The following is a 12638-nucleotide window of genomic DNA, read 5'->3' on the forward strand; positions in this document are numbered from 1 at the left end:
CGGCGGGACTACAGGGTCCCGCGCGGCAGGGTGACGTGTACGCGGGGACCGGGGGCGCTCGTTGCCACCGGTGCCCGCTCCACGGCCACGTCGTAGATGCCCGAGAGGAGCTCGCCGGTGAGGACGGCGCCCGGGCTGCCCTGGGCGATGATGCCGCCGTCGTGCATCACGGCGATGCGGTCGGCGTAGCGGTCCGCGTGATCCGGGTTGTGCGTGGACAGCACCACCGCGTGGCCGTCGGCGGCCAGGCGGCGGATGCGGTCGAGCACGCGCAGCTCGTTGCCGAAGTCGAGGCTCGCCGTGGGCTCGTCCATCACCAGGATGGACGCTTCCTGGGTCAGTGCCCGCGCGATCAGCGTCAGCTGGCGCTGGCCGCCGCTGATGCGGGTGAACGGCTGCTCGGCGTAGTCCGCCATGCCGAGGCGCTCCAGGTGCGCCCGGGCCACGGCGTAGTCCTGCCGCGACGGCGTGCTGAAGATGCCGGTATGGGCGGTGCGGCCCATGAGCACGGTCTCCAGCACGGTGAAGGGGAAGTAGCCCTCAGCGTGCTGCGGCACGTAGCCGATGCGGCGGGCGATCGCGGCGCGGGACAGGGTGCCGAGCCGTTCGCCGCCCAGGCGCACCTCGCCGCCCTGCGCGGGGAGCAGGCCCATCAGCGTGCGGAACAGGGTGGTCTTGCCGCAGCCGTTCGGCCCCAGCAACGCCAGTACCTCGCCCGGTGCCACGGCGACATGGATGCCGCTGCCAACGCGCGTGCGGCCGTAGCCGATGGCGAGATCCGCGGCCTCCAGCCTCATGTCCAGCTCCTGCGCGCCCGCGCCAGCAGATAGAGGAAGAACGGCGCCCCCAGGAAGGCGTTCAGCGTCCCCAGGGGCAGCTCGATGGCGGCGGCGTTGCGGGCCACGGTGTCCACGGCGAGCAGGTAGCCGGCGCCCACGAGAATCGATGCCGGCAGCAGGCGGATGTAGTTGGGCCCGACCAGCATCCGCGCAAGATGCGGGATGATCAGCCCCACCCATCCCACGGTGCCGGCAATCGAGATCGCCGAGGCGGTGATGAGCGTGGCGGCGGCGATCACCACCACCCGCAGCCGCCCCGTGTTCACGCCCAGGGCGCGCGCCTCCTCCTCGTCCAGGGAGAGCAGATTGATCCGCCAGCGCACCAGCACCAGGGGAATCAGCCCCAGGGCCACGGGCACGAGAATGCCCAGCACGTCGCCGGCCCGCGCCGCCGACAGGCTGCCCAGCAGCCAGTACTCGATGGCGGGGAGCTGATCGTAGGGATCGGCCAGGTACTTGAGCATGGACACCGCGGCGGACAGCAGCGAGCCCACCACCACGCCGGCGAGGACCAGGACCAGCAGGGGATTGTGGGCGCCGCGGACCAGCGTGGCGATCAGGTAGACCGCGGACACCGCGACCAGCCCGAAGACGAACGCCAGGCCCTGCACGAACAGGAACGGCAGGGCCAGGAAGATCGCCAGGGCCGCGCCGAACGCGGCCCCGGAGGAGACGCCGAGGATGTCCGGCGACACCAGGGGGTTGCGGAAGATGCCCTGGTAGGTGGCGCCGGCGGCCGCCAGGGCGGCGCCCACCACGAGCGCGGCGCCGATGCGCGGCAGCCGCACGTCCATGACCACCGTCTCCAGGGTGGCCGGCAGCCCGTGCTCGGTGCCCGTCGCCGCCGCGTACAGGATTGCAAGGGCCTGGCCCGGCGCCACCGGGTAGCGCCCCAGGTTGAATGCCAGAGCCACCAGGCCGAGGATGGCGAGCACCGGCAGGACGTAGCCGGCCAGCAGCAGCCGCCAGCGCCCCGCCGCGCGCCCGGTCGCGGTCATTCGGGCAGCGCCCGGTCCAGCAGCCGGTCGAGCTCGTCGTCGCCCGGCTCACGGTGATAGAACACGCGGAAGAACCGGCGGACCTCCGCCCGGAAATCGCCCTGGTAGTACTCGGGGTAGAGCACCCGTCCCAGCCACTCCAGGCCGAGCAGCCGGTTCACCGACGGCGGGCGGTCGAACCAGCCGAAGGGCAGATCCGGGGCCAGGTACACGTGATCCTCGCGGACGGCCTGCACCGGCTGCCAGCGCTCGTCCTGCGCGGCCCGCCCGGGGAATCCGCGCTCGATGGTGATGATGATCTCCGGGTCCCAGCGCAGGACCTGCTCCATGGACACGGACACGAGATTGCCTTCGCCCGCCACGTCGGCGACGTTGATGCCGCCGACGCGCGCCAGCGCCTCCGTGGTCAGGGAGCCCGGCAGGCCGGTCTCCAGGCCGTCGCCGCCCCGGGCGTAGTAGACGCGGGCGCGCTCGTCCTCGGGGACCCGCCGGCGCAAGGCATCGGCCCGGTCCAGCAATCGCTGCGCCTCGCTCGCCAGTTTACCGGCGCGTTCCTCCAGGCCGAGCGCGTCTCCGAGACGGCGATAGGTGGAGGGAATGCGGTCGAACCGGCCATCCAGGAGGATGTACGGGATGCCCACGCGCTCCTGCACGCGGCTGGCCAGATCGGCGGTGGTCTCGGTCACCGAGCCGTAGTCCATGATGAGATCCGGGTCGGCGCGCAGCACCACCTCGATGTTGGCGGTGTCGCCGCGGCCGGTGAGCCGCCCGAGATCGGGCAGCTCCGCCGCCCGCTCCGGGAGCAGCGCCTCGGACGCATCGGACAGGCCGCGGGTCCAGTTCACCTGGCGTTCCGGCGCCAGCGTGAAAAGCAGGATGGACGCCGGGTGGCCGGCGGCGAACACCGTCTCCGGCTCATCGGGCAGCTCGACGACGCGGCCGGCGTCATCCTCGAACGCGGCGGCCAGTGCCACCGCCGGCAGCAGGACCGTCGCGGCGATGCAGGACGTGATGGAACGCATCACACACCTCCCGCCCGCTGTGGGGCAACGGGTTCCAGATCGTTCTCCTGGGGGTCCAGCCGCAAACCGAGGGCGGCGAGGTCCGCGCGCGTTTGCGGGTCCTGCAGCAACTCCATCAGGCGCCGGACCCCGGGGCGCTGCAGGCGTCCCTCGGGCACGACGAAGTCGTAGTGCTCTTCCTGGACCGGCACGAAGCCCAGGTCGTATTTCCATGCCACCACGTCGATGGCCATGCCCCAGTCGGCGCGGCCGCTGGCCACCGCCGCCGCCACGGCGTTGTGCGACTTGGTCTGGACGCTGTGGCCGGGCGGACGGTTGTCGCCCAGCAGGCGGTTGAGCAGGATGCGCGTGCCGCTGCCCGGATTGCGGTTGACCATCATGCAGTCCGGGTCGCGGCAGACCAGGCGCAGGATGGCGTCCAGGCCGAGCCCCTGGAACCGCGGGTCGTCCTTGCGGAACACGATGCCCTGCATGCGCCGGTAGCCGGGCACCAGGCACAGGCCCTCCGTGAGCAGGGGACGGTTGTACTCGCCGCTGTCGGGGTCCATGAGATGGATCCCGGCGATGTCGCATTCGCCCCGGCGCGCGGCGACCAGGCCGCCGGTGCTGCCGACGTGCATGGCCTTCACGGACAGGTTGTCCCGGCTCAGGCGACCGAGCAGCAGATCCAGGCCGACGCAGTGGCTGCCGACGGCAATCAGGTCCGCCGCCCCCCTGCGCTCGCCGATGCACTGGACCTGCACCGTGGACTCCGCCTCCAGGAGGCCCGTCATGGCGTCGATGGTCACGAACCCGTCCGCCTGGCTGAACGCCGTGACCGCGCCGGAGCCCTTGCCGGTGGGGTAGGCGGCGACGCCGTCGTCGGTCTCCACCAGGCCCACGAGGAGATACTCGGTGCGGCCGATCTCCGACTGGGCGCGCACCGGCAGGCGTGCCTCCAGGGTCTCGCGGCGCTCCGGCGGCCGGCCCGACCAGCGCCGGATGACAGGTGCGACGAATTCGTGGAACGTGAAGATGGCGGACGTCGGGAAGCCGGGCAGCACCACCACCGGGCAGCCGTCGCACACCGCCAGGCAGATGGGCTTGCCGGGCTTCAGCGCCACCCCGTGCACGAGTACGCCGGGCGCGCCCGCGGCATTGACGACGCGGTGGGAGACGTCACCAGCACCCTTGGACGTCCCGCCCGAGAGCAGCACCATGTCGTAGGCGCGCACGGCCGCGCAGAGCTGCTTCTGGAGCTGCGCCTCGTCGTCGGGCCAGATCCCGAGGAACGCCGCATCGCCGCCCAGCTCGCGGACGGCCGCCGCCAGGATGTGGCTGTTGGAGTCGTAGATATGGCCGGTTCGGTACGGCTCCCCGGGGGCGATGAGCTCGTCGCCGGTGGAGAGGATCGCCACCCGGGGGCGCCGGACGACCGGTACCGGATCCATGCCGATGGCGGCGAGGACGCCGATCTCGCGGGAGCCGATGACCTGGCCCTGGAACAGCACGGTCTCGCCCCGGGCGATGTCCGCCCCGGCGAACGTCAGGAAGCGCCCGGGGGCCAGGCTGCGGTAGATCAGCACTTCGTCGCCGTCGAGGTCCGTGTCTTCCACGAGGATCACCGCGTCGGCTCCGCGCGGCAGCATGCCGCCGGTGGCGACCACCGTCGCCGTGCCCGGCTCGACGGCGGCCGCGGGATTGCGGCCCGGGGTGATCACCTCGTCATTGAGGACCAGCCGGACGGGGGCGTCCGCGGAAGCCCCCTCCGTGTCGGCGGACCGGATGGCGAAGCCATCCACGTTGGCGCGGTCGAACCCGGGCACGTCCACGGCGGAGGCGATGTCCTCGGCCAGCGTCCGTTCCAGGGCGCCATCCAGGGGGACGTGCTCGGCGGCCAGCGGTGCGGCGTCGATGTGGGCCTCGAACCGTTCATGGGCGGCGTCGCGGTCGAGGACGTTGAGGAACTGCTCCTGCCGCGCCTCGACAATGGGGTGCCGCTTGCTCGTTGTCATCAGATTCCACCTCCAGCACGATCCAGGTAGGCCGTGACCGCCGTGTCCGCCGGGTAGCCTTCCGAGTCCGCGTCAATCAGGATGAACCCGTCCGTCGCCGCCAGCGCCGGGAGGTCCAGGTCCGTGCTGACGCGCCGGGGAGCAAGGCCTTCGCCTTCCATGCGGACCCGGATGCACTCGACCAGGCCGAGCGTCGAGGTGACCTTGCGGGTCAGCGGGGCCTCGACGCGTGCGTGGGGAAGCTCGGGCCCATCGCCGGAGAGAGCGCGGACGGCCGGACCCGCCAGGAGCTCGCCGATGACGTGGGCGGAGACCGGTTCGCCGGGGACGATCACGACCGGCGTGTCGCCGACGTGCCCCAGGGCCGCGAAGACGCCCGGGCGGATGCCGATGGCGTGCGCCTCCAGGTGGCCGATGCGGGCGACGGCTGCGGCTGCCGTTCGGCTGCTCCGCTCGCCGGGACCGGCGACAAGCACGACGAGATCGGCCTCGGCGGCGGCTTCCACCAGCTCACCATCGGAAACCGGCCCGGGATGACTTGCGGTCGTCTCGACAAGCGCACCGTCGGGGCGCAGAGCGGCGGACAGCAGCACGTCGATCGCGCGCGTGCCGCCCTGCGGCTCGGCGTGGAGGATGCGGACGCGGGGTGCACGGCGGACCGGGACCTGGTCGAATCCGAGGGACAGGAGCATGGCCGCGCCCGGACCCGAGAGCCTGCGGTCCGGTCCCGTCACGGGCTGGCCCGGGCGCAGGAGCCGGGCGGCATCGCACACGCCGTGGCCGGCGTCCATTTCCGCGACAACCATGAGCACGGCTCCTTCGTTCACGACCGCGTCCCACGGAGCGACCGCATCCGCCCCCGCGGGCAGCGGATCTCCGGGCCGGACCGTGCCGAGCGCGCAGCCCGGGATCGGGTTGTACGGCGACGCGCCCAGCGTCTCCTCCGCGCGGACGGCTGCGCCGTCGAGTGTGGCCACCGGGACCGCCGGCATTGCGTCCCGCGCCAGCGCCGTCATCGCCAGCCGCCGTCCCGGCGTCGCCGTCACCGGCACCCATTCGGTCCCGGCGACCGGCCGGCACTGGCGGAGGAGCCAGGCCCGCGCCGTCACGAACGGATGGATGTCCTGCATCAGCCTCGCGATCCCCCGCGGGACCGATTGGTGCTTCCCCGGGCGGCCCCGTTTGCAGTCCGGTATCCGAGGATTGGATCACTTCTGCCTGTGCCGCTGTTGGGACGATGAAATACAGACAGTAAGAAACAGGAAAACAACATGGCGAGGTAAGCGCTGCCGGTGGCGGAAGACCCTGCCCTGCTGTGCGGGGCTGCGGCACAGCAGGAGAGCCGGCGGCGGGGCCCTGCTGGTGTCCGTACGGAACGGCCCCGCCGCGTGTCGCGCCGGTCAGCCGGAGAAGCGCTCGGACACGCTCTCGAACGCGAGACGGAACGTGTCATGCACCCGGGCGATGGTGTCGGCGGCGTCGGCCGTCTCGACGTCGAACTCCGCCCACCACTCGCCGAAGGTCTGATTCGTCTCCGTGACGGGGTACAGGCGCATCTCGGCGACGTAGTTGCGTACCGGCAGGCCCGCTTCCAGGATGCGGTAGCAGCAGGTGCGCTCGCGGTCGGACAGCGCGAGGAGCTCCTCGCGGATGACGCCGCCGTCGTGGTCCTGGAAATTGCGTACGCAGCCGATCTGGTCGGCCGGCTTGCCGTCCTCGATAAAGCTCGTCGCGAAGAACGGGTGATAGTCCGGCAGCCCGTTGAAATCGCGCAGCACGCCCCATGCCTGCTCGATGGTTGCATCGATTACGGCGCTTACATACACCCTGGCCATGGCAGTTCCTCCTTTGTTTCGAGATGCTGTGATTCGTTCTATTCGCTCGTACGGACCATGCCTTCCCGGTCGACGGCTTGCCGTTTCTCCCGGGGGCGCCGTCGGAGCACGTGCTGGAGCTTGCCGACGATGCCCTCCCGGAAGACGAGCACGCACGCCATGAAGACCACGCCGATGACGACGGTGACCCAGGCGCCGAAGGGATCCAGGTACCGGGTGAGCGCCGACACCAGCAACGCACCGGCGGCGGGGCCGAACACGGTGTTCATGCCGCCCAGCAGCGTCATCAGGACGACGTCGCCGGAGGTGTGCCAGTGCACGTCGTTGAGTGCGGCGAGCTGGAAGATGATCGCTTTCATCGATCCGGCGAGCCCCGAAAGCCCCGCCGACAGGGTGAAGACGACAACCTTGTAGCGGGCGACCGGGTAGCCCAGGGAGATGGCCCGGGGCTCGTGCTCGCGGATGGCCCGCAGAACGGCCCCGAAGGGGGAGTTCACCGTGCGCCAGACGACCCACAACCCGCCGGCGATGGTCGCGAACACTACGTAGTACAGGGTGACGTCATTGTGTAGATCGAGCAGGCCGAACAGGGTGCCGCGCGGGATCTGCTGCATTCCGTCCTCGGCGCCGGTGAACGGGGCCTGCAGGTAGAAGAAGTAGACGAGCTGCGACATCGCCAGCGTGATCATGGCGAGATAGATGCCGCTGCGCCGGATGGCGAGGGCGCCGAAGACGGCGCCCAGCGCGGCCCCGGTCAGCGTCCCCGCCAGTATGCTCAGCTCCGCGGGGAGCGCGAGGAACTTGGCGCAGTACCCGGTAATGTAGGCACCGCTGCCCAGGAAGGCCGCGTGGCCGAACGACAGGATGCCGGTATGGCCGAGCAGCAGGTTGAACGCGCAGGCGAAGAGCATGAAGCACAACGTCTGCATCACGAACACCGGATAGACGATCTGCGGGAACAGGGGCACGGCGAGCAGCGCCGCCAGCGCCAGTACTGCAACCAGTCTCAGTGCCGTTTGCATGGCGCTATCCCTCCGTACGCCCGAAGAGTCCGGCGGGCCGGACGAGGAGGACGAGCACCATCACGAGAAAGACGATGGTCGACGAGAACTCGGAATAGAACACCCGCGTGAACCCCTCGACGATGCCGAGCCCGAGACCCGTGACGACGGCGCCGAAGATGGACCCCAGCCCGCCGATGACCACCACGGCGAACACGATGATGACCAGCGTCGAACCCATGGACGGATTGACGTGGAAGATGGGCGCGGCCAGGACACCGGCGAAGGCGGCGAGTCCGACGCCCGCGCCGTAGGTGAGCGTCACCAGCAACGGCACGTTGATGCCGAATGCGCCGGTAAGCTCGGACCGCTCCGTGGCGGCGCGCAGGTAGGCGCCCAGGCGGGTGCGCTCGATGACGTACCAGGTGGCGAGACAGACGGTCACGGAAGCGGCCACCACGAAGGCGCGGTATTCGGGCAGGATCATGAAGCCCAGGTTGATGGCGCCCCGCAGCGCTTCCGGGGTGGCGTACGCCTGCCCCGAGGAGCCGAACGCGACCCGGAAGCCCCCTTCCAGCACCAGCACGAGGCTGAACGTCAGCAACAGGCCGTAGATGGGGTCCAGGCCGTACACCCGGCGCAGGAACAGGTACTCGAAGAGCATGCCTATGCCGGCCACCACCAGGGGCGCGATCAGCAGGGCCGCCCAGTAGTCGATGCCCAGATAGCTTCCCGCCATGAAGGCGACGAAGGCGCCCAGCATGAAGAAGGCCCCGTGGGCGAAGTTCACGATCTTGAGCACGCCGAAGATGATCGCGAGCCCGAGACTCAGGACCGCGTAGAACGAGCCGTTGACGATGCCCAGCATCAACTGGCCGAGCAGGGCTTGTATGGGTACGCCGAACAGATCCATAAGGTCGATCCCGGAGAAGGATGACAAACACCGGACCGCGTACCGGCAGGGACACCGGCACGCGGCCCGGGCCGCATGCGCCTAGTCGTCGAGCAGGTAGCAGGTGCTCTCTTCCAGCGGCTGGAACGCCTCTTCGCCCGGGATCGTGCTGACCAGCTCCATGTAGTCGTAGTCGTACTCCGACTCGCCCGGAGCCTTCACCTCCCACATGTACTGGTCGTGCACCATGCGCCCGTTCGGCCGGATATAGCCGCCGTCGGCGAAGAAGTCGTTGATCTCCATCGACCGCATCTTCTCCGAGACTGCGTCCGGGTCATCCGTGCCCGCGGCCTGCACCGAGTTGAGGTAGTGCATGGTGGAGGAGTAGTTGCCGGCGTGGGCCATGTTGGGCATCCGGCCGGTGCGCTCGTAGAAACGCTCCGAGAACGCGCGGGTGTCCTCGTCGGCATCCCAGTAGAAGGCGTTGGTGAGCAGCAGGCCCTGGGCGGCCTCGAGGCCCAGCGAATCCACGTCGTCGAACCACAGCAGCAGTGCCGCCGGCTGCTGGTCGGGCGTGACGCCGAACTCGGCCAGCGAGTTGATGGCGTTGATGGCATCGGCGCCCGTCGAGGCGATACCGATGATCTCCGCCTGCGAGGCCTGCGCCTGCAGGGCATAGGAGGAGAAATCGGTGGTATCCAGGGGATGCCGCGCCGCGCCGACGACCTGGCCGCCCGCGTTGCGGACCACCTCGGAGACGGCTTCCTCCAGCCCGTGGCCGAAGGCGAAATCCACGGTCAGGAAGAACCAGGTCTCGCCGCCTTCCTCGACAATGGACTTGCCGGTCCCGTGGGCGAGGGAGTGGGCGTCGTACGTGTAGTGAGTCGCATAGGGCGAGCAGTGCTCGTTGGTGATGGCGAGCGTCGAGGACGAGTTCACGATGGCGTGGCGCTGCTGCTCCTTGGCGACCCCGGCCACGGCCTGGGCCACGCCGGAGTTGGACAGATCGTTGATCATGTCCACGCCGTCGCTCTCGTACCATTCGCGTGCCCGGCTGGCGCCCACGGAGGGATCGTTGCGGTGATCCGCGTAGATGACCTCGATGGGGGTGCCGTTGAGCTCGCCGCCGAAGTCCTCCACGGCCATGCGCACGGCTTCCACCGCCGCCTCGCCGGACAGGTCCGTGTAGATGCCGGACATGTCCGTGAGCACGCCGATGCGCACGACGTCGTCGGAAAATCCGGTGCTCGCCGCCGCGCCGGACATGCCGCCGAGCCCCACGCCGGCAGCCGCCAGAACGGTGGTTATCAGGGTTTTCCTGGTTTGCATTGTTGTCTCCTCCTGGTCTTTATCATTGGTTGTGCGTACTGCGTGGTTGCTGTGGTTCGTTCCGGGTCCGGCCCGCGAAGCGCTCTGCTCGACGGCCGGGCAATTGAAAACGTCCCTCCCTTGGTTACACGCCCAGGCTCGCCATCAGCGACTCGAAGTTGTCTTCGAAGGATGCCTTGTCGTGGGCGTCGGTGATCCGCCCCTGATCGAGAATGAAGTAGCGGTCCGCAACGGTCATGGCGAACCGGACGTTCTGCTCGACCAGGAGAATCGTGTACCCCTGCTCCTTGAGCTTCCGGATGGTGTCGCCGATCTGGCTGACGATGCTCGGCGCCAGCCCCTCCGTCGGCTCATCCAGCAGCAGCAGGCGCGCTCCGGTGCGGAGAATGCGGCCGATGGCCAGCATCTGCTGCTCGCCGCCGGAGAGCTTCGAGCCGGCGCTGCGGAGGCGGCCCTGGAGATTCGGGAACAGCGCCAGCACCTCGTCCGTGCTCAGGCCGTCCGGGCGGACGGGGGGAGGCAGCTCGAGGTTCTCGGCGACGTTCAGCGTGGCGTAGATGCCCCGGTCCTCGGGGCAGAAGGCGACCCCGCAGCGGGCGATGCGGTGCGCCGGCCGGGCGATGGTCTCCTCGCCCTGGATGCGGATCGACCCTTCGCGCCGGGGCATGATGCCCATGATGGATTTCAGCGTGGTCGACTTGCCGGCGCCGTTGCGGCCGAGCAGGGTGACGACCTCACCCGGGTGGACATCGACGTTGACGCCGTGGAGTACGTGGCTTTCGCCGTACCAGGCATGCAGGTTCTCGATGCGGAGCATGGGCTCCGCCGCGTCGACCCCGGAGGCGTGTGCGCGCGCCGTCTCAGGCATGGCCGCCTCCGCCGATGTAGGACTCGATGACGCGCTCGTCCCGGGCGACGGTGTCGTAATCCCCTTCCACCAGGATCTCGCCGCGGGCGAGCACCGTGATCCGGTCGCAGAGCTCGGACACGACGCCCAGGTTGTGCTCCACCATGACGACGGTTCGCCCCCGGGCGACCTCGCGAATCAGCCGGGTAATGTGGCCGACGTCTTCCGTGGCCATGCCCGCCGTGGGCTCGTCCAGCAGCATGACTTCCGGGTCCTTGCCCAGCGTCGTCGCCAGCTCCAGCGCGCGCTTGCGCCCGTAGGGGAGCTCGGCGGCGAGGGTGTGGTGGTCGTCGGCGAGCCCGACGGCGTCCAGGAGCTCCTCGGCGCGTGCCCGGTTGTCGTCGAGCTTGCGCGTGGAGCGCCAGAAGTCGAACGATTCGCCCCGCCGGCGCTGCAGCGCCAGGCCCACGTTCTCCAGGGCGGTGAGCGAGGCGAACACGGCGGACAGCTGAAAGGAGCGCACGAGCCCCAGGCGGGCGACGCGATCGGGTCGGAATCGGGTGATGTCGCGTCCCTTGAGGCGAATGCGCCCGCTGCTCGGCGCCAGGAACTTCGACAGCAGGTTGAAGCAGGTGGTCTTGCCCGCGCCGTTGGCGCCGATCAGTGCGTGAATCGTGCCCTGCTCGATGCGCAGGGAGACGTTGTTGACGGCGTGAAACCCGTTGAAGTTCTTGCTCAGGTTCGAGGCCTCGAGAATCGGTTCGCTCATTGCAGAGTTCCCTTCTTGTCGTTGTCGGCGACTTCGCTGGTCGCGCTTTCGGGCGTTGAATGCATCAAGCGGGCCAAGGTGCCCCGGGAGAGGTGGCGGGCGGGTTACGGCAGCAAGGCAGTCACTGGCGAATGGGTAAAACGGGGGCGGGATTTACCCGAATCGACCCGTACGGCCCCGCTTTTACCCATAGGCTGCCTCGCCCCGGTTTCAACCGGAACCGGAGCGGGCGAACCGCGGGCGGGAGCGCCTACGAATGGCGGATGACGGCGTGATCGGAACCGGCCGGCGTATCCCCGGCGCCCGGCTGCGATGGATGCAGATAGGCGCGCCGCTCGATGGCGGGGGCATGTTCGTCGGCTTCCCGGAGGAGTTCCTGGAGCCGCGCCGGGCGGGTCGCCGGGGCATCGTTCTCGTCCGCGGCCAGCCCCGGGGTGACGAGCAGCATGTCGGGGTGCACAGCGGCCGCCTGGCGGATCTGGTCCTTGTCGCTGACCGTCGCGATGGTCGCCAGGCCCCGCTGCCGGGCGCGTTCGAGCATCTCCAGCTCGAGCGCAAAGGTGAAGCCCGAGTGGACCAGCTCCGCACCGAACTCGCCCGGGAGCATGCCCACGCTGGGCCAGTTGATCACGCCCCGCACGCCATGGGCCGCCAGGTCGTCCAGCAGGTCGTCGATGCGCCGGAACGGGTCACCCGCAAAGACGGCGGCAACGATCTCCGCCGCGCCGCCATCGCGGGCTTGCAGGGCGTCCAGAACCAGGCCGTTGGCATCGCCCACGGGGAGGGCGTACGCCATGTCCGCAAGCCCGGGCGGCAGTCCCGCCGTCAAGGGGCTCAGCACGCAGGGGCCGCCGCGCGAGACCGCGTCGTCGATGGTGGCAACGAACCAGCCGTCGCTGTGCTGCCATGCAGGGATTGATTCACGGGGCGTCGCGGGCATGCGTCGGTTCCGTCCGGGGCTGATTTTCCAGGGCCTGTCGTCGCGTGATCGCCGGTTCCGCATGGTGCCTCCGCAAATCCCCGCGAGCCTTTGGCACGCCGAATGCTAGGAGGCACGGCGACGGCGCGTGTCGGCGGCGAGCGTAGGGACCGGCCGAAGCGGTCGGCTTCTG

At 69.7% G+C, this 12638-nt stretch carries 12 protein-coding genes; all 12 read right to left on the reverse strand.

Annotation, left to right across the window (positions count from 1 at the left end; all coding sequences use genetic code 11):
* Positions 1–8 precede the first annotated feature (8 nt).
* On the reverse strand, positions 9–797 hold the full coding sequence (locus QWY84_RS18120) for an ABC transporter ATP-binding protein (protein WP_290204340.1): 789 nt from the start codon (positions 795–797) through the stop codon (positions 9–11).
* Entirely contained in the window at positions 794–1837 is a 1044-nt protein-coding gene (locus QWY84_RS18125) for a FecCD family ABC transporter permease (protein ID WP_290204341.1), read from the reverse strand. Before QWY84_RS18125 ends, QWY84_RS18120 begins: the two co-directional genes overlap by 4 nt.
* Positions 1834–2859, reverse strand: coding sequence for an ABC transporter substrate-binding protein (locus QWY84_RS18130; protein ID WP_290204342.1), 1026 nt, complete (start codon positions 2857–2859; stop codon positions 1834–1836). Before QWY84_RS18130 ends, QWY84_RS18125 begins: the two co-directional genes overlap by 4 nt.
* Positions 2859–4853: a molybdopterin biosynthesis protein gene (locus QWY84_RS18135; RefSeq protein WP_290204343.1), complete on the reverse strand. Its 1995-nt coding sequence runs from the start codon at positions 4851–4853 to the stop codon at positions 2859–2861. Before QWY84_RS18135 ends, QWY84_RS18130 begins: the two co-directional genes overlap by 1 nt.
* Positions 4853–5983 carry a molybdopterin-binding domain-containing protein gene (locus QWY84_RS18140; RefSeq protein WP_290204345.1) on the reverse strand — a complete coding sequence of 377 codons (1131 nt, stop codon included), beginning with the start codon at positions 5981–5983 and terminating at the stop codon, positions 4853–4855. Before QWY84_RS18140 ends, QWY84_RS18135 begins: the two co-directional genes overlap by 1 nt.
* 270 nt (positions 5984–6253) lie before the next feature.
* Positions 6254–6688, reverse strand: a complete 435-nt coding sequence (locus QWY84_RS18145; protein ID WP_290204346.1) for an SRPBCC family protein — start codon at positions 6686–6688, stop codon at positions 6254–6256.
* Between the two features lie 38 nt (positions 6689–6726).
* Positions 6727–7710 (reverse strand): branched-chain amino acid ABC transporter permease, encoded by a 984-nt coding sequence (locus QWY84_RS18150; protein WP_290204347.1) that lies wholly within the window; start codon positions 7708–7710, stop codon positions 6727–6729.
* A 4-nt stretch (positions 7711–7714) separates the two neighbouring features.
* A complete protein-coding gene (locus tag QWY84_RS18155) occupies positions 7715–8602 on the reverse strand; it encodes a branched-chain amino acid ABC transporter permease (protein WP_290204349.1) in 888 nt (295 codons plus the stop codon).
* An 81-nt stretch (positions 8603–8683) separates the two neighbouring features.
* A complete protein-coding gene (locus QWY84_RS18160; RefSeq protein ID WP_290204351.1) occupies positions 8684–9910 on the reverse strand; it encodes an ABC transporter substrate-binding protein in 1227 nt (408 codons plus the stop codon).
* A 124-nt stretch (positions 9911–10034) separates the two neighbouring features.
* Positions 10035–10778 carry an ABC transporter ATP-binding protein gene (locus QWY84_RS18165; protein ID WP_290204353.1) on the reverse strand — a complete coding sequence of 248 codons (744 nt, stop codon included), beginning with the start codon at positions 10776–10778 and terminating at the stop codon, positions 10035–10037.
* Entirely contained in the window at positions 10771–11526 is a 756-nt protein-coding gene (locus QWY84_RS18170) for an ABC transporter ATP-binding protein (protein WP_290204355.1), read from the reverse strand. Before QWY84_RS18170 ends, QWY84_RS18165 begins: the two co-directional genes overlap by 8 nt.
* Positions 11527–11776: 250 nt before the next feature.
* Positions 11777–12466, reverse strand: coding sequence for a phosphoenolpyruvate hydrolase family protein (locus QWY84_RS18175; protein WP_290204356.1), 690 nt, complete (start codon positions 12464–12466; stop codon positions 11777–11779).
* Positions 12467–12638: the final 172 nt, after the last annotated feature.

It is taken from the genome of Aquisalimonas lutea (assembly GCF_030409225.1).
GTDB classification, from domain to species: domain Bacteria; phylum Pseudomonadota; class Gammaproteobacteria; order Nitrococcales; family Aquisalimonadaceae; genus Aquisalimonas; species Aquisalimonas lutea.

What these genes read in the sequence shown, in the direction of transcription:
- QWY84_RS18135 (WP_290204343.1), bottom strand. Translation starts at nt 4,853, where the DNA reads ATGACAACGAGCAAGCGGCACCCCATTGTCGAGGCGCGGCAGGAGCAG.
- QWY84_RS18125 (WP_290204341.1), bottom strand. Translation starts at nt 1,837, where the DNA reads ATGACCGCGACCGGGCGCGCGGCGGGGCGCTGGCGGCTGCTGCTGGCC.
- QWY84_RS18150 (WP_290204347.1), bottom strand. Translation starts at nt 7,710, where the DNA reads ATGCAAACGGCACTGAGACTGGTTGCAGTACTGGCGCTGGCGGCGCTG.
- QWY84_RS18170 (WP_290204355.1), bottom strand. Translation starts at nt 11,526, where the DNA reads ATGAGCGAACCGATTCTCGAGGCCTCGAACCTGAGCAAGAACTTCAAC.
- QWY84_RS18165 (WP_290204353.1), bottom strand. Translation starts at nt 10,778, where the DNA reads ATGCCTGAGACGGCGCGCGCACACGCCTCCGGGGTCGACGCGGCGGAG.
- QWY84_RS18120 (WP_290204340.1), bottom strand. Translation starts at nt 797, where the DNA reads ATGAGGCTGGAGGCCGCGGATCTCGCCATCGGCTACGGCCGCACGCGC.
- QWY84_RS18145 (WP_290204346.1), bottom strand. Translation starts at nt 6,688, where the DNA reads ATGGCCAGGGTGTATGTAAGCGCCGTAATCGATGCAACCATCGAGCAG.
- QWY84_RS18130 (WP_290204342.1), bottom strand. Translation starts at nt 2,859, where the DNA reads ATGCGTTCCATCACGTCCTGCATCGCCGCGACGGTCCTGCTGCCGGCG.
- QWY84_RS18155 (WP_290204349.1), bottom strand. Translation starts at nt 8,602, where the DNA reads ATGGATCTGTTCGGCGTACCCATACAAGCCCTGCTCGGCCAGTTGATG.
- QWY84_RS18175 (WP_290204356.1), bottom strand. Translation starts at nt 12,466, where the DNA reads ATGCCCGCGACGCCCCGTGAATCAATCCCTGCATGGCAGCACAGCGAC.
- QWY84_RS18160 (WP_290204351.1), bottom strand. Translation starts at nt 9,910, where the DNA reads ATGCAAACCAGGAAAACCCTGATAACCACCGTTCTGGCGGCTGCCGGC.
- QWY84_RS18140 (WP_290204345.1), bottom strand. Translation starts at nt 5,983, where the DNA reads ATGCAGGACATCCATCCGTTCGTGACGGCGCGGGCCTGGCTCCTCCGC.